Source organism: Telluria sp. AZSoR62 (assembly GCF_058111565.1).
In genome coordinates, this window is record NZ_JBYTST010000005.1 from 93,185 (window position 1) to 119,189 (window position 26,005).

Annotated in this window: 24 protein-coding genes; 8 read left to right on the plus strand and 16 right to left on the minus strand. The window is 67.0% G+C overall.

Annotated features, from left to right (window positions below):
* Positions 1–14: 14 nt before the first annotated feature.
* Both tssG and tssF read right to left on the minus strand, forming a co-directional pair.
* The gene (tssG, locus tag AC3XQU_RS09915; RefSeq protein WP_489873989.1) at positions 15–1,013 is read right to left on the minus strand and encodes a type VI secretion system baseplate subunit TssG; all 999 of its coding nucleotides are present in this window, start codon (positions 1,011–1,013) and stop codon (positions 15–17) included.
* On the minus strand, positions 977–2,812 hold the full coding sequence (gene tssF / locus AC3XQU_RS09920) for a type VI secretion system baseplate subunit TssF (RefSeq protein WP_489873990.1): 1,836 nt from the start codon (positions 2,810–2,812) through the stop codon (positions 977–979). Before tssF ends, tssG begins: the two co-directional genes overlap by 37 nt.
* Positions 2,813–3,021: 209 nt before the next feature.
* On the opposite strand from tssF, the gene AC3XQU_RS09925 reads away from it, so the two are divergent.
* From AC3XQU_RS09925 to AC3XQU_RS09935, 3 genes are all read left to right on the plus strand, one after another.
* On the plus strand, positions 3,022–4,428 hold the full coding sequence (locus tag AC3XQU_RS09925) for an MATE family efflux transporter (protein WP_489873991.1): 1,407 nt from the start codon (positions 3,022–3,024) through the stop codon (positions 4,426–4,428).
* Between the two features lie 71 nt (positions 4,429–4,499).
* Positions 4,500–6,719: a S9 family peptidase gene (locus tag AC3XQU_RS09930; protein ID WP_489873992.1), complete on the plus strand. Its 2,220-nt coding sequence runs from the start codon at positions 4,500–4,502 to the stop codon at positions 6,717–6,719.
* A gap of 75 nt (positions 6,720–6,794) precedes the next feature.
* A complete protein-coding gene (locus AC3XQU_RS09935) occupies positions 6,795–7,757 on the plus strand; it encodes a CE1 family esterase (RefSeq protein WP_489873993.1) in 963 nt (320 codons plus the stop codon).
* Positions 7,758–7,817: 60 nt separating this feature from the next.
* Here AC3XQU_RS09935 and AC3XQU_RS09940 read toward each other — a convergent pair whose 3' ends face one another.
* Complete coding sequence (locus AC3XQU_RS09940) at positions 7,818–8,033, minus strand: CsbD family protein (RefSeq protein ID WP_489873994.1); 216 nt, start codon at positions 8,031–8,033, stop codon at positions 7,818–7,820.
* Between the two features lie 179 nt (positions 8,034–8,212).
* Here AC3XQU_RS09940 and AC3XQU_RS09945 point away from each other — a divergent pair, with 179 nt between their 5' ends.
* The gene (locus AC3XQU_RS09945; protein ID WP_489873995.1) at positions 8,213–9,301 is read left to right on the plus strand and encodes an AI-2E family transporter; all 1,089 of its coding nucleotides are present in this window, start codon (positions 8,213–8,215) and stop codon (positions 9,299–9,301) included.
* A gap of 58 nt (positions 9,302–9,359) precedes the next feature.
* Here AC3XQU_RS09945 and AC3XQU_RS09950 read toward each other — a convergent pair whose 3' ends face one another.
* The 4 genes from AC3XQU_RS09950 to AC3XQU_RS09965 form a co-directional block, all read right to left on the minus strand.
* Positions 9,360–9,536, minus strand: coding sequence for a CsbD family protein (locus tag AC3XQU_RS09950; protein WP_489873996.1), 177 nt, complete (start codon positions 9,534–9,536; stop codon positions 9,360–9,362).
* A 71-nt stretch (positions 9,537–9,607) separates the two neighbouring features.
* Positions 9,608–10,225, minus strand: a complete 618-nt coding sequence (locus AC3XQU_RS09955; RefSeq protein WP_489873997.1) for a class I SAM-dependent methyltransferase — start codon at positions 10,223–10,225, stop codon at positions 9,608–9,610.
* A 93-nt stretch (positions 10,226–10,318) separates the two neighbouring features.
* Positions 10,319–12,376, minus strand: coding sequence for a M13 family metallopeptidase (locus AC3XQU_RS09960; protein WP_489873998.1), 2,058 nt, complete (start codon positions 12,374–12,376; stop codon positions 10,319–10,321).
* A gap of 27 nt (positions 12,377–12,403) precedes the next feature.
* Positions 12,404–15,040, minus strand: a complete 2,637-nt coding sequence (locus AC3XQU_RS09965) for a M1 family metallopeptidase (protein WP_489873999.1) — start codon at positions 15,038–15,040, stop codon at positions 12,404–12,406.
* A gap of 327 nt (positions 15,041–15,367) precedes the next feature.
* Between AC3XQU_RS09965 and AC3XQU_RS09970 the strand changes: the two genes are divergently transcribed.
* Positions 15,368–15,649 carry a flagellar protein FliT gene (locus AC3XQU_RS09970; protein ID WP_489874000.1) on the plus strand — a complete coding sequence of 94 codons (282 nt, stop codon included), beginning with the start codon at positions 15,368–15,370 and terminating at the stop codon, positions 15,647–15,649.
* Between the two features lie 187 nt (positions 15,650–15,836).
* On the opposite strand, the gene AC3XQU_RS09975 is transcribed toward AC3XQU_RS09970, so the two are convergent.
* Both AC3XQU_RS09975 and AC3XQU_RS09980 read right to left on the minus strand, forming a co-directional pair.
* A complete protein-coding gene (locus tag AC3XQU_RS09975; RefSeq protein WP_489874001.1) occupies positions 15,837–16,811 on the minus strand; it encodes an HDOD domain-containing protein in 975 nt (324 codons plus the stop codon).
* A gap of 366 nt (positions 16,812–17,177) precedes the next feature.
* Complete coding sequence (locus tag AC3XQU_RS09980) at positions 17,178–18,218, minus strand: type IV pilus assembly protein FimV (RefSeq protein WP_489874002.1); 1,041 nt, start codon at positions 18,216–18,218, stop codon at positions 17,178–17,180.
* A gap of 89 nt (positions 18,219–18,307) precedes the next feature.
* Here AC3XQU_RS09980 and fumC point away from each other — a divergent pair, with 89 nt between their 5' ends.
* From fumC to AC3XQU_RS09995, 3 genes are all read left to right on the plus strand, one after another.
* On the plus strand, positions 18,308–19,705 hold the full coding sequence (fumC, locus tag AC3XQU_RS09985; RefSeq protein WP_489874003.1) for a class II fumarate hydratase: 1,398 nt from the start codon (positions 18,308–18,310) through the stop codon (positions 19,703–19,705).
* 22 nt (positions 19,706–19,727) lie between these two features.
* Positions 19,728–19,940, plus strand: coding sequence for an RNA-binding S4 domain-containing protein (locus AC3XQU_RS09990; protein WP_489874004.1), 213 nt, complete (start codon positions 19,728–19,730; stop codon positions 19,938–19,940).
* A 111-nt stretch (positions 19,941–20,051) separates the two neighbouring features.
* Complete coding sequence (locus AC3XQU_RS09995; protein WP_489874005.1) at positions 20,052–20,342, plus strand: DUF883 family protein; 291 nt, start codon at positions 20,052–20,054, stop codon at positions 20,340–20,342.
* Here AC3XQU_RS09995 and bufB read toward each other — a convergent pair.
* The 7 genes from bufB to AC3XQU_RS10030 form a co-directional block, all read right to left on the minus strand.
* Entirely contained in the window at positions 20,339–21,991 is a 1,653-nt protein-coding gene (gene bufB, locus AC3XQU_RS10000; RefSeq protein WP_489874006.1) for an MNIO family bufferin maturase, read from the minus strand. The genes AC3XQU_RS09995 and bufB overlap by 4 nt on opposite strands.
* A 3-nt stretch (positions 21,992–21,994) precedes the next feature.
* Positions 21,995–22,297 (minus strand): BufA1 family periplasmic bufferin-type metallophore, encoded by a 303-nt coding sequence (locus tag AC3XQU_RS10005; RefSeq protein ID WP_489874007.1) that lies wholly within the window; start codon positions 22,295–22,297, stop codon positions 21,995–21,997.
* A 154-nt stretch (positions 22,298–22,451) separates the two neighbouring features.
* Positions 22,452–22,649 carry a YjfB family protein gene (locus AC3XQU_RS10010; protein WP_489874008.1) on the minus strand — a complete coding sequence of 66 codons (198 nt, stop codon included), beginning with the start codon at positions 22,647–22,649 and terminating at the stop codon, positions 22,452–22,454.
* Position 22,650: 1 nt separating this feature from the next.
* Positions 22,651–23,244: a molybdopterin-guanine dinucleotide biosynthesis protein B gene (mobB, locus tag AC3XQU_RS10015; RefSeq protein WP_489874009.1), complete on the minus strand. Its 594-nt coding sequence runs from the start codon at positions 23,242–23,244 to the stop codon at positions 22,651–22,653.
* Entirely contained in the window at positions 23,216–23,905 is a 690-nt protein-coding gene (locus AC3XQU_RS10020; protein ID WP_489874010.1) for a general secretion pathway protein GspB, read from the minus strand. The genes mobB and AC3XQU_RS10020 overlap by 29 nt, the downstream gene beginning before the upstream one ends.
* A 2-nt stretch (positions 23,906–23,907) precedes the next feature.
* Positions 23,908–25,527, minus strand: coding sequence for an ExeA family protein (locus AC3XQU_RS10025; protein WP_489874011.1), 1,620 nt, complete (start codon positions 25,525–25,527; stop codon positions 23,908–23,910).
* 6 nt (positions 25,528–25,533) lie between these two features.
* Positions 25,534–26,004 carry a hypothetical protein gene (locus AC3XQU_RS10030; protein WP_489874012.1) on the minus strand — a complete coding sequence of 157 codons (471 nt, stop codon included), beginning with the start codon at positions 26,002–26,004 and terminating at the stop codon, positions 25,534–25,536.
* Between the last annotated feature and the right edge of the window lies 1 nt (position 26,005).

Consider the following 26,005-nt stretch of genomic DNA (forward strand, 5'->3'; position numbering starts at 1 on the left):
CTCCGAAAAGGGGACTACAGCAGGTAGCAGACGTCGTCGCGGTCGCGCCGATTGGCACGGGTGCTCAGGAAGCCGTCCAGGCCAAGGCGCATGCTGCCGTCCAGGCTGGCCCCAGCGACGTCCTCGCGCCGCAACACCACCTGCAGCTCCCGGTAAGGGATGTCGATGGCGAAGCGGTCGAGCATGGCGGCAATCCCGCGCGCGCCGCTCGCACCCGGCAAGAAGCGCTGGAACACGGCCCTGGGCAGCGGCCCCACCCGAATCCGGATGCCGAGCTCGGGCCGCGGCAGCCGGTCGCCGAGGGTGGCGCCGATGCCGGCTTCGCAGTTGTTCTTTCCTAGTTGGCTGCGCTCGCCCGGGCCGAGCACGTCCCAGCGGCCGGTGAACTGCTCCACCGTCACCGGCACCTGCAGGTAGTCGCCCAGCACGCCCGCGATCAGGCCGGCCGAGACCACGCGGCTGCGCAGCTGGGCGGCAAAATAGGCCAGGCTCTCGAAGGAGAGCCAGGCTTCGGGTTCGCCGTGGCCGGCGACGCCGCCCAGTGCGGCCAGCTGGGCCAGGAAGCGGTCGCGATTGTGCTCGTCCGGCCCGCCGCGCACACGGTACTTGCACCAGGCGCGGTAGAACAGCGCCACCTGCCGGTTCGAGAAGGCGTCGTAGAAGGCGCGCGGGCCTTCGTCGTGGGTTGCATGCTCCCACTCGCCAATGCGCTCGGTATAGTGCAGCGGCAGCGTGCCGTTCACGCCGAGCAGGCCCATGACCGCGGTGCGCAGGCGTACGCGCGTGGCGCCATCTTCCGGCGCGTCGAGGCTGAGCCGCTCGATTTCGCTGGAGGGAAAGGCGAGCGACAAGCTGTTCTCGAAACGGATGCTGGACTCCAGCGAGCCGCCTCCTCCATGGCGCCTCAGCCAGCGCGCCAGCAGCTTGACCGCCTGGAACAGCTCGACCTGCCAGGGTTCCTCGAGCAGGCGCTCGATCACACCAGGGTCAGGCTGCCGTTGCGGGGATCGCATCGCAGGAGTTCCCTGTCGGACTGGCTTGAGCGCACCACCAGCCGGGTGAAGCTGTTGATGTGCACATACAGGCCGAAGAAGCGGTTCACCACTTCGGCAAACACCACCAGGCTGGCGCCGGCAAAGGCTTCCTCGTCGACCGTCATGCGCACCTCGAGGCCGTGCACCAGCGTGGCGCCGATCTTGTTGCGGATCCAGGCGGTGGACGGCAGGGTCTGCAACGCCGTAATGCCGGCGATCTGGCGCTGGGTCGCGGCCGAGCGCGAGACGTCGTACAGCGTCAGCACTTCGCGCAGCGCGTCCAGGTCGCCCAGCGAGCGGTGGTTCAGGGCCAGCTGCGCCACGAGGCGCCAGTGCGCGCCGCCGGACGAGGGAAAGCGGTGCGGCGGCGTGGGTTTGCGCAGCAGGTGGATCGGCAGGCCGCAAGTCGCCGTCTCGCTCATCAGGTCGCCCCCCGGCGCGCCTACCCCGGTGGTGGTCGCGTGCAAGCCATTGGTGCAGGTCAGGTCGATCGAGGCGACGCATTGTTCGTCCGCCGTCAGCGAAAAGCCGGCATCGGTAAAACCGATCTTCATGCGGTGGCGGTGCAGGCCGCGGTCGTCGCGCCGCGCGAACCAGTAGCGCTCGCGCAGCTCGCCGCCTTCGCCATGGCGCAAGCCGTAATACGGGCGGTACTCCAGCGACTGCACCCTGCCCTCGCTGGTTCGCAGCACCTTGACGGCGTCGATGCTGTAGACCTCGACGTCTTCTTCGTGGCGGCCCGGAACGACGTCGTACATGGCCGTGCGGTGGGTAATGCGCACCGGCATGGCGGCCTGCTGGAACAGGTTGACCACCGGGGCGCAGCCGGGCGCCAGGTGCGGCGCGCCCAGGGTGCCGAGCAGGCGCGCGGCGCCCGTGTCGCCGTGCAGGCCGTTGACGACCAGGTGCAGGGTGAAGCGGTGCGCCGCCGGCGGCAGCATGGGCGCGAGCTTGCCCAAATCGATGTCGATGAAGTGGAATTTTTCCGGGAAGGCGAAGTATTCGCTCAGCAGCCGGTAGGCGCCATGCTCGCTCTGGCGCAGCGGCACCAGGGCGTCGTCGTCGCCGAAGCCGCCCAGCGCCAGCGGCATGCGCTCGAGCGGACGCCATGCGCCGCCGTCGCCCGCCTCCAGGTAGCTGGCGCCGACCCGCATGAACAGGGTGTCGAGCAGCGCGGCCGCCAGCAGCGGGTCGGCGTCGAGATACAGGCGCAGGCGCGGCATGCCTTGCTGGTGCAGCAGCCGCACCGGCGCCGCGCTATCGATGGTGAGCGCGACTTGCCCGGTGGCGCGCGCCGGCAGGCGCACGTTGGCGGGCGCATGCACCACCGGCTCGTAGCGGGCGCGCGTCACGCTCAGCGGCGCCAGCGTGACCGGGCTGGCGGTGCGGAAGCGGCAGGCCGTGCCCTTGCCGTGCAGGGCGCTCATCTCGGTACCGCGCGGGACCGCATGCACCCCGTCCCCCTTGCCGGACCCATGCAGCCCCGGCTCCATGCCCACGTGCGCGATCGAGCACGAGGGTATGCCCTGCAGGAAGTAGGGATACAGGCTGCCCAGCAGGGCTTCGGTGAATTCCGGATAGTCGTCGTCGAGCTTTTTCGCCGTGCGCGCATTGAGCAGGGCGCAGGCCTGGATCAGGCGGCGGATATGCGGGTCTTCGCTGCCGTCGGCGCCCATGCCGAGCTCATTGGCCAGGCGCGGATACTGGTTCGCCAGCTCGCGCCCGACCGTATTCAGGTAGACCAGTTCACGCTCGTAATACGGCAGCAGTTCTTCCATGGTGCGCTCCTGTCGAGTCTCCTAAGGTCGTGCAGTTTTGCGCTAGCGTTCTTGTTTATGCTCAAGAACAGATGAGCAATTGATTTATCCTCTGTGCATGGCGCCAAGGCAGGTGCGCCCGGCACCCGCTCGACGGACGCCCGAACTTGCCGCTTAGTCAGTAAAATGACGGGCTCCAGATCCCGTCCCCTGCCTCCATGACCGCCGCCATGTCCCCCGCCACCGCCGCCACGCCGGTCCGTACCGAAATCGCCACACTGTGGCGCCTGTCCTGGCCGATGCTGGTCGGCCAGCTCGCGACCGTGGGCATGGGCGTGGCCGACGTGGCCATGACCGGGCACGTCAGCGCCGAGGAACTGGCCGCGGTCTCGCTCGGCACCTCGGTGTGGTCGATCGTGCTGGTCACCGTCATGGGCACGATGATGGCGATTAACACCGTCGTCGCCCACGAGATCGGCGCGGCGCGCCACGACCAGATCCCGCATTCGGTGCGCCAGTCGCTGTGGAAAGGCGTGATCGTCGGGCTGGTGGCCTGCCTGTTCGCCAACCTGTGCACCCTGCTGTTCGACCACGTCGGCCTGGACCAGCACGTGGCCGACCGCGCCGCGCTGTTCCTGCACGTGATCAGCCTGGGCATGCCGGCCTTTGCCTGCTACCGCGCGCTGTACGGCTACACCACCAGCATCAACCAGACCCTGCCGATCATGTGGATCGCCATCTTCGGCCTGCTGTTCAACGTCGCCTCGAACTGGCTGCTGGTGTACGGCAACTGGGGCTTCCCGGCACTGGGCGCGGTGGGATGCGCGGTCTCCACTGCCGTGGGCATGTGGCTGATGCTCGCCGCCATGGTGTTCTGGGTGCGCTATTCCCCGGCCTACCGCCTCACCTACCCTTTCACCGGCTGGGAAGGCCCGCACTGGCCCGAGATCGGCCACATGCTGCGCCTGGGCGTGCCGATCGGCGTCACCTATTTCGCCGAAGTCAGCGCCTTTGCCCTGATCAGCCTGCTGGTGGCGCGCTTCGGCGTGGTGGCCGTGTCCTCGCACCAGGTGGCGCTGAATTTCGCTTCGCTGGTGTTCATGGTGCCGCTCAGTTTTTCGATCGGCATGATGACGCGGGTCGGCCAGGCCATGGGCGAAGGCAATCCCGAGCGCGCCCGCTTTGCCGGCTGGGTGGGCGTGGGCATGTCGGTGGCCTTCGGGGCGCTGTCGGCGCTGTGCATCGCGCTGTTCCGGTGGGAGATCGCGGCGGCGTATACCTCGGACCCGGCGGTGCAGGCGGCCTGCGCCCACCTGCTGCTGTTCGCGGCCTTGTTCCAGCTCTCCGACGCCACCCAGGTGGCGACGGCCTCGGCCATCCGCGGCTACCAGGTGACGCGCCCGCCGATGCTCATCCAGCTGGTCGCTTTCTGGGGCGTGTCGCTGCCGCTGGGCTGCATCCTGGGGCTGGCGCCGCAGTGGTTCCCCTGGATCCCGGCAGCGCCCATGGAAACCACCGGATTCTGGATCGGCCTGGTCGTGGCTTTGACCATTGCCGCGGTGCTGCTGACCTGGGCCTTCGAGAAGATCGCACGCCAGCGCATCCGCGAGGGGGCGGCGCTGAAAGTCCCCGCGTAATTACAGCTTTTCGAGGGGGACTCTGGTATCGTTCCGCAGTTGTAGCAAATTAACTTATACCAGAGACACTCATGCGCCCTCTCCTGCTCCTCCTGGCCGCGCTCGCGGCCGCTCCCGCATCGGCCGAACGCCTGACGCTGGACCGTATCTACGGCGACCCGGCCCTGGCCGGCGCCAGCGTGAAGAACCTGCGCGTGTCGCCCGACGGCGAACGCGTCACCTTCCTGCGCGGCCGTGCCGACAACCAGTACCAGCAGGACCTGTGGGAATACAACATGAAGACCAAGCGCACCCAGCGCCTGGTCGACTCCAAGCGCCTGGTGCCGAACGAAGAGCTGTCGCTGGAAGAGAAGGCACGGCGCGAGCGCGCCCGCACCGCCGGCCTGTCGGGCATCATCGCCTATTACTGGTCGCCGGACGGCAAGCAGCTCCTGGTGCCGATCGGCGGCGACCTGTTCCTGGTCGATGCCGCCAAGCCGGATGCGCCGCGCAAGGTCGCCTCGGGCAACGTCACCGACCCGAAGATTTCGCCAAAGGGCCGCTACGTCTCGTTTGTCCGCAACCAGAACCTGGTGGTGATCGATTTGCAGACCGGCGCCGAGCGCCAGCTGACCACGGACGGCAAGGGCACCATCCACAACGGCGAAGCCGAATTCGTCGCACAGGAAGAGATGGACCAGCACACCGGCTACTACTGGGCGCCGGACGACTCCGCGATTGCCTACCGCCGCTATGACGAAGCCCCGGTGCCGGTCGCGCGCCGCTTCGAGATCTTTGCCGACCGCACCGAGGTGATCGACCAGCACTACCCTGCCGCGGGAGATCCGAACGTGCTGATCGAGCTGATGGTGGTCAACCCGGCCACCGGCCAGCAACGCAAGGTGGACCTCGGCGCGGAGAAAGACATCTACCTGGTGCGCGCCGACTTCAGCGCGGACGCAAAAACCCTGGTGTACCAGCGCCAGACCCGCGACCAGAAGCGCCTGGACCTCGTCGCCGTCGACGTCGATACCCTGGCCCAGCGCCCACTGCTCACCGAAACCTCGAAGACCTGGGTCGAGATCAACAACGACCTGCGCTTCCTGAAGAACAAGAAGGCCTTCATCTGGGCGTCCGAGCGCAGCGGCCGCAAGCACCTCTACGTGTACGGGCTGGACGGCAAGCTGCAGTACCCGCTGTCGCAAGGCGAATGGGGCGTGGACAACATCCTGGCCGTCGACGAAGCGGCGGGCCGCGTCTACATCTCGTCGGGCAAGGACGCGATGATCGACAAGCAGACCTATGCACTCAAGCTCGACGGCAGCAATGCCGGCAACCCGGCCCGCATCACGGCCGGCGACGGCTGGCACGAGGCCGCCTTTGCAGGCAATGGCAAGATCTTTGTCGACACCTACTCGAACCCGACGACCCCGCCCCAGGTGTCGATCCGCCGCGCCGACGGCACGATGGTGCAATGGCTGGAAAAGAACGAGCTCAACGCTACCCACCCCTACGCCAAGCACATCGCCGACCACCTGCCGACCGAATACGGCACGATGAAGGCCAAGGATGGCCAGACGCTGCACTACTCGATCATCAAGCCGGCCAATTTCAACGCGACCAAGCGCTACCCGGTCTTCCTGTTCACCTACGGCGGCCCGCACTCGCAGCGTGTGACCCGCGCCTGGGGCAATTACTTTGACCAGTACATGGCGCAGCAGGGCTTCGTGGTGTTCCGCCTGGATAACCGTGGCTCCGGCCGCCGCGAGCGCGCCTTTACCGATGCGCTCTACAACAATCTCGGCAAGGTCGAGGTCGAAGACCAGGTGGCGGGCGTCGACTGGCTGGCCCAGCAGAGCTTTGTCGATCCGAAGCGCATCGGCGTATTCGGCTGGAGCTACGGCGGCTACATGACCCTGCGCCTGCTGGCGGCCGCCTCCGACAAGATCGCGATGGGCGTCTCGGTGGCCCCGGTCACCGACTGGGCGCTGTACGACACCCACTACACCGAACGCTACGTCGGCGGCACGCCGAAATCGGACCCGGAAGCCTACAAGCGCAGCGGCGTGTTCGCCCACCTGGACGGCATGAAGTCGCCCCTGCTGCTGATCCACGGCATGGCCGACGACAACGTCCTGTTCACCAACACCACCCGCCTGATCGACGAGCTGGTCAAGCGCAACGTGCGGTTCGAGCTGATGACCTATCCGGGCGCCAAGCACGGCATCTCGGGCAAGGTCAACCAGCGCCACGTGTACGGCATGATCGAGAACTTCTTCAAGAAGAACCTGGGCGGCGTGCAGGCAAAATAAGCCGCCTGCAACGGTCCAGCACGAAGCAGCCGCGCGCAGTCCGCGGCTGTTTTTTTGCCTTTACTCCGTCTTTCCATGCTGCCGATCCGATTCACCCGCCTGCTGCACGCCTTGCTCGACCGGGACGAGCGCGCGAGCGCGCCGCGCCTGGCGCCGGTGGCCGCCAGCCTGCCGCGCCCGGAAGGCGAGCGTCGTTACCTGATCGCCACGCCGGACGCGCCTGCCACGGCCGGGCGCGCCCTGGTGGTGGTGCTGCACGGCGCCGGCGCGTCGCCCGAGCAGGTGCTCGGACAGGCGTTTCCCGCCTCGCCCCTGTCGCTCTGGCTGGACATCGCCGCACGCGAGGAGCTGGTGGTGCTGGCGCCCGCGGCGGGCAAGGCCGGCTGGAGCGATTGTTTCGCCAGCCCCGCGCGCGTGGCCAGGCAGGACGACGTCGCCTTCATCGGCGCGCTGATCGACCTGGCCATTGCCTGCCATGGGGTCGATCCGGCACGCGTCTACCTGATCGGGGTCTCGCGCGGCGGCCACATGGCTTACCGCGTGGCCGCCGAACTGCCGCACAAGCTGGCGGCATTCTCGGCGGTACTGGCCTCGATGCCGCCACCCGGATGCGGCCCCAGGCCCGCCACTCCCCTGTCGGCCCAGATCGTCGGGGCGACGCGCGACCCCTTGATGCCGTATGGCGGCGGCAAATATGTTTATACCCTGTGGTTTGCCGATCCGGTCGGCAGCATCGAGGACAGCGCCAGGCAATGGCGCGCGCTGGCCGGCCTGCCGGACGTCGCGCAAGTCCATCCGGTCGCCAAGGCCAATGGCTGGGACAAGACCCGCGCCACCCGTTTCGTCTGGGGAGCGGCGCCTACCGGTATTCAGGTGGAATTGATCAGGATCGAAGGCGGCGGCCACGTGGAGCCGAGCCGGCGCAGGCGCTATCCCGGCTTCGTCCAGGCGCTGGTGGGCCGGCAGAATGCCGATGTGGAAGTCGCGGAAGCCGCGTGGGAATTTTTCAAGGACAAGCGCTCGGGAACGAACGCCTGACCCATCAGGCGAAACAGCCGCCTCATGGCGGCTGTTTCTCATTACGCCGATAAACCGGCGTTATGGACGGCGGGTCGTCGTCGTGGTCGTGGTGCGGCCGTCGGTCGCATCGTCCAGCGCCTCGCGCACGTCACCCAGTTTCTTCTGGGTCTTGCCTTCGACCTGGTTTGCCAGGCCCTTGGCTTCCTGCTCCGGGCTGTCGATCGCATCGCCGAACTCTTCCTGAATCTTGCCGCCGATGTCCTTCAGCTTGCCCGCAACTTGGTCCTTGTTCATGGTCTTCTCCTTAAGAAAACATGCCCGGATGGCCATGCATTGAGTTCAGAATAGACCGGACTGTCCTGGCCTTCTGTACGCGTCCGCACACAGCACGGCAACGCCTCCCGCGCGACATTTTGCCTTGGTGAATGCTAATCTTTTGTCAACGCGGCGCTGCTGCTTAACAAGGGTTTGCCATGACCAGCCAGGAACAAGAACTCTCCGCCGATCCACCCCAGGTCAAGCGCCGCGTCGCGCGCCGCATGACGATGATTAGCGGCATCGCCGTGCTGTTCGTCGCAGGCGTCGCCGCCATCGTGCTCGCAGCCGACGCCCTGTTGCTGGTGTTCGCCTGCATCCTGTGCGCCATCCTGCTGTACAAGCTCAGTGAAGTGCTGGCGCAGCGCCTGGGTATCAACCGCAAACTCGCGCTGGGCATCGTCGTGCTGCTGCTGGCCGCGGTCATCGGCCTCGGAGGCTGGGCCATGGCGCCCCGGATCGCCGAACAATCCAGCAAGCTGGCCAAGGAAGTGCCGGCGGCAGTCGAACGCCTGCAAAGCGAAGTGCAACAGCATCCCCTGCTCAAGCGCGTAGTGGCGGAACTGCCGCCGCCCGAGCAGATCGTCAAGCAGATGGGCAACATGGTGCCGAATGCGGGCCTGTTCTTCGGCGGCGTCGTCGGCGCCCTGGGCAATGTCATCATCATCCTGTTCGTCGGCATCTACTTCGCCACCTCGCCGCAGCTCTACACCAACGGCTTCATCCGCCTGATTCCGCAAAGCCGGCGTGCGCGTGCGCGCCAGGTCCAGAAGGAACTGGGCCATACGCTGTCGAGCTGGCTGATGGGAAAAGCCGCGTCGATGCTGATCGTCGGCGTCGTGACCTCGGTCGGCCTGAGCCTGCTGGGGGTGCCGCTGGCCCTGATCCTGGGCATCATCGCCGGCCTGCTCGATTTCATCCCCTACCTCGGCCCGATCATGGCCGGCATCCCGGCCGTGCTACTGGCGCTGTCGATCAGTCCCGACCTGGCCCTGTACACCGTGCTGCTGTTCGTCGGCATCCAGCTGGTGGAAGGCTATGTGCTGCAGCCCATGATCGAAGCCCGAGCGGTGGACTTGCCGCCGGCGCTGGTGATCGTGATGCAGCTGGTGTTCGGCACCCTGTTCGGCTTTGCCGGCGTGGCGCTGGCCACGCCGCTGGCGGCGGGCCTGGCGGTGCTGGTCGAGATGCTGTACATCGAGGACATACTGGGCGACCATTCCAGGAAAAAGCACCAGCCCGGCTGAGTGCCGTCACATGAAAAAGCCGCGCAGTGCGCGGCTTTTTCATGTGGAACCGGGAAGCTTAGCGGTTGCCCTTGACGATGTCTTTCACATCGCCGACCTTTTCCTGCACCTTGCCCTCGGCCTGGTTGGAGACGCCTTCGCGCTGGGCCTGGCGGTTGCCGGTGGCTTCGCCGACCTTTTGCTGCAGCTTGCCGCCGACATCCTTCGCCTTGCCTTTGACTTGATCCTTGTTCATTGCTTCACCTCAGGTGGTTGTGAACCGAGAGCCCACCTTAGGCCTGAACGCCGGCGCGCTCTGTTCGCGAATTAACGGAGCGGCTTGCGCCAGACACTGGCCAGCCAGGGCTGCTGTTCGCGCGGCAAGCCGGGCGGGCGATAGTAATGGTGCAGCGGAACAAAGCCTGCCGCGACCAGGAAGCCTTCCCAGGCGGGGTAGTCGTGATAGCTGCCGTAGCGCGGGCCGTTCCAGCCTTCGCGGTTGTCGCCGCGCGGGTTCGAGCTGAACAGGACGCCGCCGGGTTTCAGCGTGGCATGCAGGTTCGCGAGCACGCCCGGCAGCTCGGCGCTGGGAACGTGGAACAGCGAGGCATTGGCAAAAATGCCGTCGAACATGGCTTGCGGCAGGTCCAGGTGCAGGAAATCCTGGCACCAGGTTTCGCAGCCGCTATAGGCGCGTGCCATCTCCGCAAAACGTTCGCTGCCATCGAGGCCAATGGCCTTGTGGCCGCGTTCGGTAAACGTCTTGAGGTCGCGGCCCGGGCCGCAGCCGAGGTCGAGAATCGTGAACGGCGCCTGCGCTTCGATGGCGCCGAGCAGCGCCTCGATGTTCTGCACCACGTCGTGGTCGATCGTGCCGGCGAAGAAGGCCTCGGCATTGCGGTTGTAGTGCTCCAGCGTGCGGTGGGAGATGTCGTCGGGGGTCATGATGGCGCCGATAAGGAATACGGCATTATCGGCGCTAAATGCCGCACGCGCTGCAGGGCGGGCGAACCTGCGGCTCTCCCGCCCTGCCCCGGCTTACCAGACCCGCACGCGCTGTTCCGGCGCCAGGTAGAGCTTCTGCCCCGGCTGCACATCGAAGGCCTTGTACCAGGCGTCCAGGTTGCGCACGGTATAGGTGCGGTACTGGCCCGGTGCGTGGCCATCGGTCAGCACCACGCGGCGCATCGAGGCTTCGCGCATCTTGGTGCGCCAGGCGTGGGCGAAGCCGGTGAAGAAGGCGCGATCGGCTTCCACGCCCGTGCCTTTGCCGCTCGGCGAGACCTTGAACGCGTCATATGCGGCGGCCAGGCCGGCCAGGTCGGACAGGTTCTCGCTGAGCGTGAGCTGGCCATTCACGGCCAGGTCGTCGAAGGGTTTGTAGGTGTTGTACTGCTCCACCAGCTTCTGCGACGCTTTCTTGAAATGGGCCAGGTCTTCCTTGGTCCACCAGTCGCGCAGGCGGCCCTGGGCGTCGAACTGGGCGCCCATGTCGTCGAAGCTGTGGCTGATCTCGTGGCCGATCACGGCGCCGATCGCACCATAGTTCTGCGCATCCGGCGCTTTCGGGTCATAGAACGGCGGCTGCAGGATCGCGGCCGGGAAGTTCAGCGCATTCTGCAGCGGCAGGTTGACGGCATTGACCAGCTGCGGCGGCATCGCCCACTCGGTCTTGCTCGGTTTTTTCCCGAGCTTGGCCAGCTGCTGGGTCGTGTGGAATTCCTGGGCGCGCATCACGTTGCCCAGCGCATCCTGGTTCGAGACCTGCAGGCCCGCATACGATTTCCAGGTGTCCGGATAGCCCACGCCGACATACATCGTGCGGACTTTTTCCTTGGCCTGGGCGCGGGTGGAAGGCGCCATCCAGTCGAGCTTGTCGATGCGGCGGGTGAAGGCGTCCTTGATGTTGGCGACCATCTTCTGGATACGCGCCTTGTTCTCGGCCGGGAAGTACTTGGCGACATACAGCTTGCCGACGGCGTCGTCCATCGCGCCATTGGTGGCGGCCAGCGCCCGCTTCCAGCGCGGCGACTGCTGCGGCGAGCCGGTCAGGCCCTTGCCGTAGAACTCGAAGCGCAGGTCGGAATAGGCCTTCGGCAGCGTGCCGGCGTACTGGTTCAGGCTGTGGAAAGCCAGGTAATCCTTCCAGGTGCCCAGGTCGGTGGCGGCGACCTGTTCGGCGGCGCCCTTGAGCGCGCCCGGATGGTAGGCAATGAAGCGGTCCTGCTTGTCCAGGCGCGCGCCCTTCATGAAGGCGGCCCAGTCCATGCCTGGCGCCTTGGCGGCGAAGTCCTTCATGGCCCAGGGGTTGTTGGCCTTCTGGATGTCGCTGGATTCCTCGCGGGTGGCGTGGCTTTCGGCCAGCTCGGACTCGAGCGCGAAGATTTTCGCGGCGCGCTGCCCGGCGTTGTCATATCCGGCCAGCTTGAGCATCGACGCGATGTATTGCTGGTATTTGCCGCGCAGCTCGGCCATCTTCGGGCTGGCGTCGAGGTAGTAGGCGCGGTCCGGCAGGCCGATGCCGCCCTGCAGGATGTAGGGCACGTTGCGCGACGGGTCGGTCAACCCCTGGTTGATCCACATGCCGAACAGGTTCGGGGTGCTGAAATTGGTCGCGTTGAGCGGGTCGACGTCGGCGCGCAGGAATTCGCCCAGCACCTGCGCCAGGTTTGAGCGGTCCTTGATCGCGTCGATCTTCGCCAGGCGCGGCTTGAGCGAGGCCAGGCCGGCAGCCTCGATCGCGCTTTCGTTCATGTAGGCAGCGTAGAAATCGGCCACCTTGCGCGCCTCGGCGCTGGCCGCCTTGTTCGCGCCCGCTTCTTCGATCAGCTTGACGATGCGGCCGTTGCTCTCGTCGGCCAGCGCCGTCATCGAGCCCCAGGAGCCGCGGTCCGCCGGAATCTCGGTCTTGGCCATCCACTCGCCATTGGCCCAGGCGTAGAAGTCGTCGCCCGGCAGCATGACGGCGGCGGCCGGCCTGGCGGCTTGCCCGGCCGGCGTGGCCTGCCCGGCGGCCTGGGCAGGAAGGCAGGCAAGCGCGGCGCCGCACAGGGCGAGCGTGACGGCGGTCTTGATTGGAGTCCAGCTGGTCTTCATAGCTTCCCTTCAGTGAATGATGGCGACTTAGTTGTGGTGCAAATATTGTAGGGCGGCGCGTACCTGCGGCAGCAGGCGCGCCTTCTGGGCCGCCCGCACGCGCACGCCATTGCCGACGCGCTCGGCTTCGACCACGCCATCGGGACCGAAGTTCTTGCGCATATAGGCTTCCATCATCTCGGCATGCGCCGGGTTGCTGGAGGACGCGACGATGCTGGCGAACACGGCGTTGCGGCCCAGGGATTCCATATTGTTCAGCAGCGCTTCGCGGTTGGCGACGGCAAAGTTCCAGGTCTGGTCCGGATGCTCGTTGGCGACGCCGCCCACGATATACGGCACCAGGTCCGGCGGGGTCTGGGGCGAGAGCAGCGACTGCAGCGTGCGCGCCGCCAGGGCCGGGTCTTGCGCGGCGGCCATTGCGCGGCCGTAGCGGTTGCGCTCCTCGCTGGTGGGGGCATTCGCCGCGCGGGCGGCCAGGATGTCGTAGGTAGCCGAATCGGCATAGCGCCCGGCGGTGGCGGTGACGAAGTCGATCATCGAAGGCGGCACCGCGGCCGGGTCTTGCAGGAGCCGCGCAAAGCGCGCCCGGCCCTGCTGGATCGCCGCCGGGTCGCCGGCGCGCGCCAGCGAGGTCGCCAGCATCCCGCGCAGCTGGGCGTCCTCAAGCGTTTCGCCCGGCTTTTCTTCCCAGCCGAGCTGCTCGAACTTCGGGCGCGCCAGGTCGATGAAGAAGCGCCGGATCAGGGCGCGTTCCGGCTCGCCGCGCGCCAGCGAGTCCAGCGTGCGCAGGTGCGACAGGATCGCTTCCCACACCGCCAGGCGCGGCTCCTCGCCGTAGCGGCGCACCAGGTTCAGGTAGCCGTCCAGGCCCATGCGGCCGTTCGAGGCCAGGCTCCAGGTGTCGGCCAGCAGGCGCAAGCGCGTGCTGTCGCGCAGGCGCGGGGCCTGCTCGGCCAGCGCGCGGAAGCTCGTTGGGTCGTAATGCAGGCGGAAATAGCCCACGCTGTAAGGATCGACCACCAGCGCGCCCTCGCAGCTGGCCTGGGTCAGCGTGGTGCTGGGGCCGGACAGCAGCGTGTACCAGGCCTTGCCGTTGACGGTGCCGACCTGCAGCGGCACGTTCCACAGGCGCTTTTCGACGGGCGGCTCGTCCAGGCGGTACTGTTCCTGCGACAGCGTGACCTTGCGCTTGCCGTCCTCGCAGACCTGCTCCACTTTAATTAAAGGGAAGCCCGGCTGGGTGGTCCAGTCCGAGGCCAGTTTGGCCACTGGTTTGCCGGAAGCTTTTTCCAGCGCCGCCCACAGGTCGGCTGAGGTCGTATTCGAATACTGGTGCCTGGCCATATAGGCGCGCATGCCCTTGCGGAAGGAGTCTTCGCCCAGGTAGGCCTCGAGCATGCGCAGGAAGGCTTCGCCCTTTTCGTAGGTAATGGCATCGAAAGCCGCCGCGGCCTGCGCTTCGGTGTCGATCGGCGTCTGGATCGCGTGCGTGGTCTTGCGTGCATCCAGGTTCATCACGTATTCGCGCTCGGCCACGCTGTCCAGGTAGGGACGCCATTCCGGATGGAAGTGCTGGGTCGCCTTGGACGCCATCCAGGAAGCAAAGCCTTCGTTGAGCCACAGGTTGTCCCACCAGGCCATGGTGACCAGGTTGCCGAACCACTGGTGCGCGACCTCGTGGGCGTTGATGTTGAAGGTGAATTTCTTGACCTTTTCCGGGCTTTTCTTCGGGTCGTACAGCAGGGTCGGCTCGTTGTAGACCACCGCGCCCCAGTTTTCCATGGCGCCATTGAAGCCGCCGGGAATCGCGATCTGGTCGAGTTTCGGCAGCGGATACGGGATGCCGAAGTAGTTATTGAAGTAATGCAGCAAATCGCGCGTGGCCGCCAGCGGGAACACGGCCGAGCCGAGCTTGCCCTCGGTGGTGACGATGCCGATGTCGACGCCGTCCTGCTTGCCGGCGAGGCGCTCCAGCTCGCCCGCCACCAGCACCACCAGGTAGCTCGGCATCTTCGGGGTCGTGCCGAAGGAAATGCGTTGCACGCCGCCCGCGAGTTTTTCCTGCTTCTCGATCGGGGTATTCGAATACGCCTTGAAATGGCCCGGCACGTCGACCGTCAGCTTGAAGCGGGCGCGGAAGGCCGGCTCGTCCCAGGTCGGCAGCATGCGGCGCGCGTCGCTCGGGGCCATGGTGGTGGCGATCAGCTTCTTGTCCGCCCCGCCCGCCTTGTAGTTGACGTAGAACAGGCCGCGCCCTTCGCGGTTGATCTGGCCGCGAAAACGCATGGCCAGCTCGTACTTACCCGGCGCGAGCGGCGTGGACAGGTCGAAGCGCAGGGTTTGCTGCGCCTTGTCCAGCACCGGGTTCAAGGCGAGCTTGCCGATGCCCCTGCCGGACAGGCTGGCCGCGTCGATCTCCAGGTTGTCCGCGTTGAGCATGATGGTCGAGGTCGGGCTCAGGACCTCGATCTCCACCGTTTGCTGGCCGCGGAAGCTGTTGCCGGCGACGTCGGGCATGATATGGGCGTCATAGTGCAGCGGAATCACGTCCTTGGGCAGCTTGCCCGGCGTGGCCGCGAACGAAAACGGCGCCTCGGCCTGGGCCGTGGCCGCGGTCAGCGCGAACGCGGCCGCCGCGGCGCGCGCCACTAGCATGTCTCTCATAGAGTTCTCTCTCGAATCTGTTTTTATTTGATGTCGGCCTCGCGCCCTGGCGCAAGAACCCAGCCTGCAGGGTAAGCATGCCGGCTGCGCCCTGCCCCTGGAATGCGACAGACTGCATAAAACGCGGCCAAACTGCTGAATTCAAGGAATGGCGATGGGCATTCTGGCCCATGCACCCGCGATTGACCATGCATGACTGACAACATTCATGGCCCGCGAAAAATATTTTAATTATTTTCGAAGAAAACCCTCAAGTTCCCGACAGCCCATCCGTAAATGCCTTAGATAGCCGGTAATCCAGCCGGCGAACCTTGCCTCGGTGCTAACATGAAATCGAACGACGTTCTCTCGATGTACGAAAACCTCGCCGGCCTGACGGGCCAGATGAAGCATGCGGCGCAGGCAGGCGAATGGACCGCTTTCGACAAGCTGAACGTCCAGGCAAGCGTGGCCGCAGGCGCCGCGATCTGCGGCGTGCCGGCCCTGGACGGCGCCAAGCGCCAGCGCAAGATCGATTTGATCAAGCAGCTGATGGCCAACGACCGCGCGATCCGCGACGTGACCGAGCCTTGGATGGGCCAGCTGGATCGCGCGATGTGCGCGCATTGATCGGTACGGAATACAGCTCAAGGCACCTGCGGGTGCTTTTTTATTGCCTCTAGCGGCCGATATTTGAATTGCCGTCCCCCGTAGCGTGGGCAGGTTTCCTGCCCACGCGGCGATAGTTTGCGCTTGCATCATCCGGCGCGAGAACGGAGCCCTGAACGAGCACCGCGTGGCCAAGGAACTTGCCACCCTACTCTTCGAGGTTACTCAGCTTCCCCAGGCAGCGCCGCTGGAAACTGTTCAAGCCCTCCGCCACCAGCGCATCGTCCTCCGACAGCATCCCCGCATCGATCAGGATCCGCAGCTTGGCGATATGGTCGCCCTGCGCCAACGCCTGGGCCAGGCTCGATCCGCCCGGATCGCCCGCCAGCGCAATCGCATCGGTCACGCCGTTCGGGAAATCCCAGTGCGTGGCGATCACGGCCGACAATTGCCGGCTGCGCGCCAGCAGCTCCATGCCGAAGGCCGGCGATCTGGGCACCTTGCCGTTCTGGCAGACCCGGTCGGCCAGCCGGAAGGCCACGATCAGCCCCACATCCTGCATCAGCCCGGCCAGGCAGGACTCGAAGATATCGGCCGTCAGCCCCGGCGCCATCAGGCTGGCCGCCACCGCGCATTTCTCGGAATGGTTCCAGACCAGCGGCGCCGCGCGCCGTGCGAAGCCGGCTTCCTGCATCCGGATCACCGGACGGAAGGCAACGCGCGCCAGCAGCATGCGCAGGCCGTTCTGCCCCAGCAGCATGATGGCGGCGTCCAGGGTCTTGATCGGGGTAATCGGGCGGTAATAGGCGCTGTTTGCTTCGCGCAGCACGTCGGCCACCAGCACCACGTCTTCTGCCACCTGGCGCGACAATTCGCCGGTGGTCACGCTCTCGTCGCGCAGGCTGCGCAGCAGCTTGGGGATCAGTTCGGGCACCCGCGGCACCAGCTCGGCGGCCACGGCCGGGTTCTGCGCCACGCTGCGCACCTGTTCCAGGATCAATTGTTCGGTCTCCGCAGGCGCGTCGAACCCGGCCGGGCCCAGCAGCCAGCGGTAATACAGTTCGTCGGCCTGGGCGGCGTCGGGCGGCGCGTCCGGCGCGGCGGCGTCGGGCTGCGCGGCGGCTATCTCGGCGGCGGCCTGGCTATCGGCGCTGCCCATCAAACGATTGATCCAGTTTTTCATAATGTGCGGCTATTCTTGTACCCGCGATTGTAGCGCCGATCAGTGCGCAGCAGGCTGGCCGTCATGCGCTTTGCATGGCATAACAAGACGCCGGAAATGACAAAAGCGCCCGCAGGCGCTTTCGTTCGCACCCGGGCAGCCGCCCGGGCGAGGAATTCGGGAGAGCGAGCACCAGGTATCTCCTGGCGTCGCCTCTTGCCGGTTGCATCCGGCGTTCGCTGCCTTGGCCGGCTCACGAACTGCTTCCGGACACAGGCGTTTCTTCAACGTTTGCCTGCTTTCCGCGCCACGCTATCGGTGGTGGCTGCGCCAGGCCTCTGTGCCGTTTGTGATCTAAACGACCACATTTTTAGTATAACGCAAATCTCAAACTTGTGTAGACGAGTCGTGCGCAGCCGCGCGCGCGGCCGGCGCGGGCGTCCTGGACGCCTTGCCCAGGCTGCCCAGCCGCGCTTTCAGGCGCGCGCCAAGGGGAACGGTCGGCTCGGCGCGGCGCGGGACAGGCTTGCGCTTGCCTGCCTTCTTGCGGCGCGCCAGCGCGAAGAGGCCCGCCAGCAGGGCCAGCACGCCGGCAATGGCGCCGCCCACCAGCAGCCAGGGCGTGTCCGCCTCGGGCGGCGGCGGCTCCAGCTTTTTCTTCTTCAGCTTGTAGGGCCTGACTGGCTGCACGGGCGCAGCCGCCGCCGTGCCCATCGCGGCCTGCAGCTGCTTGACCTTGCCCTCGAGCTGGCCGAGCTGCTCGTGCAGCTTCGCATTCTTCACGCCCAGGGCGGCGCAGGCGTTCTGCTCGGGCTGGACTTGGGCGACGCAGGCGGCCGGCGCCGGCGTGGGTGCTGGCGCCGGCTTCGGCGCCGCAGGCGGCGCCGGCTTGGGCGGCGGCGCCACCAACGTCGGCTTGGGACGGCTCGGTGCAGGCGCGGGCTTGTTGGCCGGCATCGGCTCCGCCAAGACGGCCTTGGCCGGGACCGGCTTTGCCACGACAGGCGGCGCAAGCGCCACGACCGGCAGCGGCGGGGGCGCCGGTTGCGGATCCGGGGACAGCCACAAGGTGGCCAGGCGCACGCCACGCTGCGACCCGTCGCCCAGCTCCAGATAAAGGTGCAGGTGGGCCGAGTCGACCGGCTTCAGGGAAGTCACATGCAGGAATTGCTTGCCATCGCGCCGCATGACGGAGAACGTGAGCGTGGACAGCACCGGCGGCATCGCGATATGCGCGCCGTGGTAGACGTTCGGGCTGGCCAGGCGGACTTGTACCGGCGTGGCGGCGTCTTCCAGCATGGTGAGCTCGATGTCGGCCACCAGCGGCTGGCCGATGAACGAGCCCACGCGCGGCTCACCGAGCTCGGCCGCCGAAGCGGCGCCGGCCAGCAGCGCGCAACTCAATAACAAGGGAAGGCGAAACGCCATAAGTAGGTGCAAAAATGAAGCCTGTTCGTCATTAACGGACATTGCGATAAACTCTTTAATCCCAGCCTTGCATTCGACAGGACATGCGCATGAACAACAGGATTGAAAAGGACAGTTTCGGACCGATCGAGGTTCCCGCGGATCGCCTGTGGGGCGCCCAGACCCAGCGTTCCCTGCACCATTTCCACATCTCGACCGAGCGCATGGCGCCGGAACTGGTCGCCGCCCTGGCCCAAGTCAAGCGCGCCGCCGCCGCCGTCAACCGTTCGCTGGGCAAGCTGCCCGCCGACAAGGCTGACGCCATCATCCGCGCCGCCGACGAAGTGCTGGCCGGCCAGCACCCGCAGGAATTCCCGCTGGCCGTCTGGCAGACCGGCTCCGGCACCCAGAGCAACATGAACATGAACGAGGTGCTGGCCAACCGCGGCTCCGAGCTCCTCAAGGGCGAGCGCGGCGAGCAGCGCCTGCTGCACCCGAACGACCACGTCAACATGGGGCAATCGTCGAACGACATCTTCCCCACCGCCATGCACGTGGCGGCCGGCATGGCGGTGGCGAAAGACGTGCTGCCGGCGCTCATGCAGCTGCGCGCGACGCTGCTGCGCAAGTCGCGCGACTTCGAGGACATCGTCAAGATCGGCCGCACCCACCTGCAGGACGCGACACCGCTCACGCTCGGCCAGGAGTTTTCCGGCTATGTCGCCCAGCTGGAATTTGCGGAAAGCGCGATCCGCGCCACCCTGCCCGGCCTGCTGGCGCTGGCGGCCGGCGGCACGGCGGTGGGCACCGGCCTGAACGCGCATCCGGACTTCGCGCCGCGCATTGCCGCAGAACTGGCTTCGCTCACGGGCCTGGCCTTCAAGACGGCGCCGAACAAGTTCATGGCGCTGGCCGGGCACGACGCGCTGGTATCCAGCCACGGCGCCCTGAAGACCCTGGCCACGGCCTTGATGAAAATCGCCAACGACGTGCGCTGGATGGCGTCGGGGCCGCGCTCGGGCCTGGGCGAAATCACGATTCCCGAAAACGAGCCGGGCAGCTCGATCATGCCGGGCAAGGTCAATCCCACCCAGTGCGAGGCGCTGACCATGCTGTGCTGCCAGGTGTTCGGCAACGACGTGGCCATCACGGTGGGCGGCTCGCAGGGCAATTTCGAGCTGAACGTGTTCAAGCCAATGATCGCGCACAACTTCCTGCAAAGCGCGCGCCTGCTGGCGGACGGCATGCGCTCCTTCGACACCCATTGCGCCCAGGGCATCGAGCCCAACCACGAGCGCATCGCCGAGCTGATGGAAAAATCGCTGATGCTGGTGACCGCACTGGCGCCACACATCGGGTATGATCGCGCCGCGCAAATCGCCAAGACCGCGTCGCACGAAGGCCTGACCCTGCGCCAGGCCGCGCTGCAGTCCGGTTTCGTGAACGAGCAGCAATTCGACCAATGGATCGTGCCGATCGACATGACCCGGCCCGACGCGGTCGAATAAGGTCCCATCACCCGAGGAAAACATGCAAAAAATAGTGTTCGATTTGACCGAGGAGTTCGTCGAGGTCAACCAACTGCTCAAGCTGGTCGGCCTGGTCGACAGCGGCGGCGCCGGCAAGCACCTGGTCGCCGGCGGCGGCGTGAAGGTCGACGGCAAGAAGGAATTGCGCAAGACCGCCAAGATCCGCGCCGGCCAGACCGTGACCCTGGGCGACGTCCAGATCCGTGTGCAATAACTGCGCATGAATGGCGGGCTTATGTTTGCGCGCTAACAAACAGAACGGGGCTTCCTTGTTTATATTTTAGCCATCAGGTATCGACCAATATCAACGGCTAAAGGTGAAGCGATGGAAACCCCGAACCGCTGCGCGCAGTCGCAGTCGCAGGAACAACTCATTGGAGACTTGCGTCTGGTGATCGAAAACGCGGAAGAACTGCTCAAGAACACCGATCACTACACGAGCGTGCTGTACCAGACCGCGCGCGCCAAGCTGGCGCTGGCCCTGGAAGCCGCGAACGAAGAACTGGCGCGTTTCGAAGACGCCCAGCTCGAGCGCATGATGGCCGCTACCCGCGCCGCCAACGAGCGCTACCAGGACTATTCGGGAGAACAGCGCATCCTGCGCGCTTTCCACTAAGCTTCGCTGTCCAGCACGATTGCGGCCACCAGGCCGCGCCTGAACCAGGCTTGCAGCATGGCGCCGATGTCCGGAGCGCCACCCTCGCCGCAGGCCAGCATGGCGTCGATCGCGTCGCCGAAGCTGGCGTCCGCCGCCAGCCGCTCTAGGGCAGCAGCTTCCGGCTCGCCCAGTTCCACCACTTCCACTGTCCAGCGCGGCCGCGCCACGAGGGCCACGCACGGCGCATCCACTGTCGACGGCAGGGCCGGCCCGCCGCCCTGGTGCGCGTGCCAGAGCGGCGCGGTCGCCCACGGGCTGCGCAGCACGCTCAAGGAAGGATGCAGGGTGAAGCGGGCCGCTTCCAGGTCTTGCGGCGACATGCTAGCCAGGGCATCGATGCCAAGCGGCGCCAGGTCCGGCGCCAGGTAGGCGCGGTGTACCGCCCATTCCAGCCGCGCCATGTCCGGCAGATAGGGAAACGGCGCGGCCGGGGCGAAACCGTCGAGGAAATCCGCGAAGCGCTGTCCGAAGCCGGCCAGGTCAGGGTCGAGCGAGGGGAAAGCCTTGCCATAGGCGCGCGCCAGGCCTGCGAAGAATGCGTCGCCGACGAGCTGGCGCACGACCGGATAGGCGTCCGCCAGCGCACGCTCCCAGCCGGCGCCCAGGTTGCCGCGGTAGAGGGCCAGGCGCCCTGCCCCGCCGTCGTTCAGCAGCGGCGCCAGGCCGGCGTCCTGCTCGCGGTCGAACAGCGCGTTGCCGAACTGCTGCTGGGCATGGGCCAGTGCCTCGTTCGCCCCGGCGGTGTGGCCGGCGCCTTGCGCCACGAAAGGCGTCGTGTGGGCCGGCGGGTAGCCGCCGCCGATCCGGTCGGCCTTGGCGGCCTCGCCAAGAAGGACTTCGAGCGGCGGGATGTCGGCGTCCCATTCCACCAATGTCGGCAGGCGGCCGAAGCGCTGCAGCGCGGCGCGGTACAGCTCCCAGACGGCGTCGCTGACGGCCGCGCCATGGTGGTCGACCAGCGCCAGCGGCGTTTCCAGGTGGCCGGCGAGGTGGAGCTCGCCGACGCAACCCACGGGCAGCAGGGCGATCGCGGCCAGCGCGTCTTCGCCATGGTTGTGCTGGTTGACGTAGAGATTGTTCACATCCAGCAGGATGGCGCAGCCGGTGCGGCGCGCCAGTTCGGCCAGGAAGGCGGCTTCGCTCATCGCATCGGCGCGGAAGCGTACATAGGTCGAGACGTTTTCGACCAGCAGCCGGCGCCCCAGCACGTCCTGCACCCGCGCCACGCGCCCGGCCACCAAGTCAAGGGCGGCCTGGTCGAGCGTGAGGGGCAGCAGGTCGTTGAGCTGGCGGTCGGCCAGCGCGCCCCAGCTCAGGTGTTCGGAGACGAGGAAAGGATCGACGGCGTCGACCAGCGCGCGCACGCGCGCCAGGTGGGCGCCGGAAAAACCGCGCGCCGAGCCGAGCCCGAGCCCCACGCCATGCAGGCTGATGGGATAGTCGCGGCGCAGTTGCGTCAGGACGTGCCAGTCCCAGCCGGCGCGCGCCAGGTAGTTTTCGCTGTGGACTTCGATGAAGCCGACCGCCGGGCGTCCTTCGAGGAAGGCGCGGTAGTGCGGCGTGCGCAGCCCCACGCCGGCCTGGACAGCCGCGTCCGGGGCGCGCATGGATTACTTCTTCGGCTGCGGCGCGGCTGGTTCAGCCTTGGCCGGCTGGGCCTTGCCCGGCTCCAGCGAACCGCCGAGCTTGGTGCACGTACCCTTGGCGACATACTTCCATTCGTTCGGGTCGTTGTCGGTCTTGGCAGCGGCCGAGCAGCCGTGGGTGGCGGTGCCGCAGTCATTCTGGCCGGCCTTGGCCACGCCGTAGCAGGCTTCCTGGTCGGCTTTCGGCGTACCCATCTCCTGGGCGGCGGCTTGGGTGGCGCACACGCTGGCAAGGGCGGCGGCGATCAGGGCGTGACGATGGGTCATGGAACGGCTCCGGTACTGGGCTGAAAGCCGACAGTATTTATCAGGCGGGGGAAAGATGCAAGGCAGGGAGTGATGCTGATTGTTACACGCCAACCTGCGGGCTGCGGGGCCGGATCCCCTGTTTCTCAAGGGATCCAGGTCCGGCAAGCCGCTTTCAGGCCGTCGTATTGATCTTGTTGCCCAAGTGCGCCGGCAATTTCGCCGACTGCACCTGCGGCAGCGCGTTCAGCAACTGGGTGGCGGTCGCTTCCTGGATCTGCTGCGCCTTCTTGAAGACGGCCAGGCTCACTTCCTGGCGGTTGCCGGTTTCGGCGATGCTGGTGGACAGCTTGGCAATGCTCGACACATCCATATCATTCTCCCATTGAGGCATATCCACCGTTATCGGCGCTTCCAACAGGAACTTTAGGGAAATCGCGCATCCATGTGCTCAGCCACTCCAGGACTTGACCAGGGTCATTCAGGTCCAGCCAGGCCCGCCCCTCCAGCCCCTCCGGCCGGCCCACGTCGGACACGACCGCCACGATATCCGCGTCGTCCGGGTAGAGCGCGGCCTTGCCCAGCAGCGGCCGGTACACCTCGAGCTTGGGAAAGCGCTCCCATTTATAGCCTTCCACCAGGGTCAGGTCGGCGGGCGCCAGCCGGGCCAGGTGCTCGGCCAGCGAGGGTTCGGCTACGCCGCGCAGCTCGCGCAGGATGGCGACGCGGTAGGGAGAAGCAATCATCACCTCGGCCGCGCCGGCCATGCGCAGGCGCGCGCTGTCCTTGCGCGGCGGTTCCAGCTCGATGTCGTGGTGGCTGTGCTTGACGATGTTCACGCGCAGGCCCTGCCCCGCCAACCGGCCCACCAGGTGTTCCAGCAAGGAGGTCTTGCCGCTGCCCGACCAGCCGACCACGCCCAGCACCGGGCCAGGGAAGCTAGTAAGCGACACGGTAGCGGTAGCCACGGAAATTCATGATCGCCGCCTTCGGCAGCAGGCGCTCCAGCACCAGGCCGGGCGCGACTTCCTCGCCTTCGCGGCGCAGCATCTTGTCGACCAGGAGCAGGCGTTCGGCCGGATTGGGCGAATAGATATAGCCGCCGAAGGCCACTTTCGGCAGCTCGCGCTGCACGGCTTCCGGCAGCGACTGCACCGGGCCGACGCTGTCGTCCGCACCCGGCGGGGCAGCGGGCGGCGCAGCTGGCGCACGCGGCGCCTCGGGCACGGGTTCGACGGCTTCCACCCGGCGTGGCTCGGGCTCGGCGACCGGGATCACGGGTTCTGGCTTGGCGCGCACCGGCGCTTCCTTCGCCCTGGCAGGCGCCGGCTCCACGACCGGTTCGGGTGGCGGCGCCACGGCAACCGGCGCCGGCGGCGGCACGACGATCGCAGGCGCCGGTGCAGGCGCGCTGGCCACCTGCACCGGCGCAGCAGCCGGCGGCTGGCGCAGCAGGAACAGCGCCCCCGCCGCCACGACCAGCGCACCTGCCCCCAGCCCGACCAGCAGCGGCTTGCGGCTGCTGGCCGGCGGCGGCGCATACGAAGGACTGGGCGCGTGGATGGTCGGGGCGTTGCCTAGCTGGCGCTCGGCCTGTGCCTTCTTGAGGGCTTCGAGGATATAGGACATGGCTAGTTTCCGGTGCCGGCGACGGCGATCAGGCGCGGTTCTGGCACGCCGGTGAGCTGGTTCAGGCGCATGTAGGTGCGCGGTCCGGCCACCCCGTCCGCCTTCAGGTTCTGCGCGGCCTGGAAGCGCCGCAGCCATTCGCGCGAACCGGCGTCGAGCGCACGTCCGGCCTGCGGGGCCGGCGCCCGGTTCAGCTGCGCCAGGCGCGCGGCCAGCCAGTCGGCGTCCGGGCCGCGGTCGCCCTCGGCCACCTGCTCGCGAAAACCGCGCGGCATGCGCCAGAAGGTCGTGTACTCGCCGCCGAAACGGGCGACGAAGTTCGCCAGGTCGACGCGCTCGCGGCGCGCGCCGGCGCTCAGGGTCACGCTGTTCGCGTCGATGGCCGACAGCACCGCGTAGCTGGTACGCGGACCGTCGTGCAGGGTGACCACGGCCGGCCGGTCGAGCAGGCGCAGCTCGTACAGGCCGCCGTGGCCCGCGTGGCAGCGCAGGCTGTAGCGCGGCGCCGCCTCGCACGGCGCGTCGCCTTCCAGGGCCTGGCCCCAGAGTGCGGCCAGTTCGCGCAGCGCCTGGGATTGGCTGGCCTGCGCCGGCGGCGCCGTTGCCGTTGCCGTTGCCGTTGCCGTTGCCGCTGCCGGCGCGGCTGCCCGTGCGGCGACGGCCGGCGCCGCATCGCGCGTCACATCGCGCGTCGCATCGCGCGTCGCATCGCGCGCGGGCATGGCCTGCCAGGCGGCAGCGCTCAAGGCCACCGCCGCCAGCACCCCGCCCGCCACCAGCGGCAGGCGCAGGCGGCGCACACGCGCTTCGTCCGCAAACACTTCGGCGGCGGCTTTGTCCAGGATGGGACGCGTCACCTGCGGGCTGTTCTCGACATAGGCGCCGAGCAGCGCGCGGTCGCACAGCAGGTTGATACGGCGCGGCACCCCATGGGTCAGCGCGTGGATCGCTGGCGTGAGCGCGGGAGGGAATGGCGTGCCGACGGCGCCGGCCACTGCCAGCCGGTGCGCGACATAGGCGCCCGTCTCCGGCACAGACAATGGCCCCAGGTGGTAGCGCGCGATCACGCGCTGGGCCAGCTGCTCCAGTTCCGGGAGAGCCAGCATGGTGCGCAGCTCGGGCTGGCCGATCAGGATGATCTGCAGCAGCTTGCGCTCGCTGGTTTCCAGGTTGGTCAAGAGGCGCAGTTGTTCCAGCACCTCGGCCGACAAATTCTGGGCCTCGTCGATCACCAGCACGCTGTTCAGGCCCTGGGCATGGGAATCGAGCAGGTAGCGGTTGATGGCATCGACATAGCCCTTCAGTCCCAGCGGCGTGCTGGCGGCGGGAAGCGCGATGCGGAACTCGTCGCACACGCTCAGCAGCAGTTCCTCGACGCTCAGGCGCGGATTGAAGATATAGGCGAGCCGGCAGTTCCCGGGGATCTGCTCGATGAAGGAGCGGCACACGGTGGTCTTGCCGGCGCCGATTTCGCCGGTGAGCAGCACGAAGCCGCCGCCGCTGCCGATCCCGTACAGCAGGTGGGCCAGCGCCTCGCGGTGGCGCTCGCTCATGAACAGGTAGCGCGGGTCGGGCGCTATCGAGAACGGCGCGCCCTTCAGCTGGAAATAGTGGTTATACATGCGTGACTAGCGAACCGGCGGCGATTTGAACTTCGCGCAGTATATTTTGCTTTTGTCATTCATGTAAGCGATCGTGCTGCCCAGCTTTGAACCGCGCAAGGGAAAGGCCGTCGCATCCTGCGGCTTGAAGACGATGCCCTGGGCCGTGCGGATGCCCTGCTCCAGCTCTTCCGGCGTGCTGTCGGTGACCGCGGCGATGAACACCAGCGCGCTGCTGTCGTCGCTGACCATGACTTCCTTGACGTCCGCGCCCCATAGCGTGGCCTCGAGCTTGAACCAGTAGGCCCCGCCCTCGCGCTTGTAGGCGGGACCAAAGGCGGTCGTGAGGTAGTCGTGGAAATAGCGGTTGTCGAGGTGGCTGCGGCACAGCAGCGCATTGCCGATCACCGGCCCGAAGGTCGAGGGCATGGCCTGCGCCACCCCGCAGCCGCAGGCCAGCATGATGCAGGCGGCAAGCGCCCGGCGCCGGGTGGCCATG

What these genes read in the sequence shown, in the direction of transcription:
- AC3XQU_RS09935 (WP_489873993.1), top strand. Translation starts at nt 6,795, where the DNA reads ATGCTGCCGATCCGATTCACCCGCCTGCTGCACGCCTTGCTCGACCGG.
- AC3XQU_RS09925 (WP_489873991.1), top strand. Translation starts at nt 3,022, where the DNA reads ATGTCCCCCGCCACCGCCGCCACGCCGGTCCGTACCGAAATCGCCACA.
- AC3XQU_RS10005 (WP_489874007.1), bottom strand. Translation starts at nt 22,297, where the DNA reads ATGACCCATCGTCACGCCCTGATCGCCGCCGCCCTTGCCAGCGTGTGC.
- AC3XQU_RS10030 (WP_489874012.1), bottom strand. Translation starts at nt 26,004, where the DNA reads ATGGCCACCCGGCGCCGGGCGCTTGCCGCCTGCATCATGCTGGCCTGC.
- AC3XQU_RS09955 (WP_489873997.1), bottom strand. Translation starts at nt 10,225, where the DNA reads ATGACCCCCGACGACATCTCCCACCGCACGCTGGAGCACTACAACCGC.
- AC3XQU_RS10020 (WP_489874010.1), bottom strand. Translation starts at nt 23,905, where the DNA reads ATGTCCTATATCCTCGAAGCCCTCAAGAAGGCACAGGCCGAGCGCCAG.
- AC3XQU_RS09930 (WP_489873992.1), top strand. Translation starts at nt 4,500, where the DNA reads ATGCGCCCTCTCCTGCTCCTCCTGGCCGCGCTCGCGGCCGCTCCCGCA.
- AC3XQU_RS09980 (WP_489874002.1), bottom strand. Translation starts at nt 18,218, where the DNA reads ATGGCGTTTCGCCTTCCCTTGTTATTGAGTTGCGCGCTGCTGGCCGGC.
- bufB (WP_489874006.1), bottom strand. Translation starts at nt 21,991, where the DNA reads ATGCGCGCCCCGGACGCGGCTGTCCAGGCCGGCGTGGGGCTGCGCACG.
- AC3XQU_RS09965 (WP_489873999.1), bottom strand. Translation starts at nt 15,040, where the DNA reads ATGAGAGACATGCTAGTGGCGCGCGCCGCGGCGGCCGCGTTCGCGCTG.
- tssG (WP_489873989.1), bottom strand. Translation starts at nt 1,013, where the DNA reads ATGCGATCCCCGCAACGGCAGCCTGACCCTGGTGTGATCGAGCGCCTG.
- AC3XQU_RS09970 (WP_489874000.1), top strand. Translation starts at nt 15,368, where the DNA reads ATGAAATCGAACGACGTTCTCTCGATGTACGAAAACCTCGCCGGCCTG.
- AC3XQU_RS09940 (WP_489873994.1), bottom strand. Translation starts at nt 8,033, where the DNA reads ATGAACAAGGACCAAGTTGCGGGCAAGCTGAAGGACATCGGCGGCAAG.
- AC3XQU_RS10025 (WP_489874011.1), bottom strand. Translation starts at nt 25,527, where the DNA reads ATGTATAACCACTATTTCCAGCTGAAGGGCGCGCCGTTCTCGATAGCG.
- AC3XQU_RS09975 (WP_489874001.1), bottom strand. Translation starts at nt 16,811, where the DNA reads ATGAAAAACTGGATCAATCGTTTGATGGGCAGCGCCGATAGCCAGGCC.
- AC3XQU_RS09950 (WP_489873996.1), bottom strand. Translation starts at nt 9,536, where the DNA reads ATGAACAAGGATCAAGTCAAAGGCAAGGCGAAGGATGTCGGCGGCAAG.
- AC3XQU_RS09945 (WP_489873995.1), top strand. Translation starts at nt 8,213, where the DNA reads ATGACCAGCCAGGAACAAGAACTCTCCGCCGATCCACCCCAGGTCAAG.
- AC3XQU_RS09995 (WP_489874005.1), top strand. Translation starts at nt 20,052, where the DNA reads ATGGAAACCCCGAACCGCTGCGCGCAGTCGCAGTCGCAGGAACAACTC.
- AC3XQU_RS09990 (WP_489874004.1), top strand. Translation starts at nt 19,728, where the DNA reads ATGCAAAAAATAGTGTTCGATTTGACCGAGGAGTTCGTCGAGGTCAAC.
- AC3XQU_RS09960 (WP_489873998.1), bottom strand. Translation starts at nt 12,376, where the DNA reads ATGAAGACCAGCTGGACTCCAATCAAGACCGCCGTCACGCTCGCCCTG.
- tssF (WP_489873990.1), bottom strand. Translation starts at nt 2,812, where the DNA reads ATGGAAGAACTGCTGCCGTATTACGAGCGTGAACTGGTCTACCTGAAT.
- fumC (WP_489874003.1), top strand. Translation starts at nt 18,308, where the DNA reads ATGAACAACAGGATTGAAAAGGACAGTTTCGGACCGATCGAGGTTCCC.
- AC3XQU_RS10010 (WP_489874008.1), bottom strand. Translation starts at nt 22,649, where the DNA reads ATGGATGTGTCGAGCATTGCCAAGCTGTCCACCAGCATCGCCGAAACC.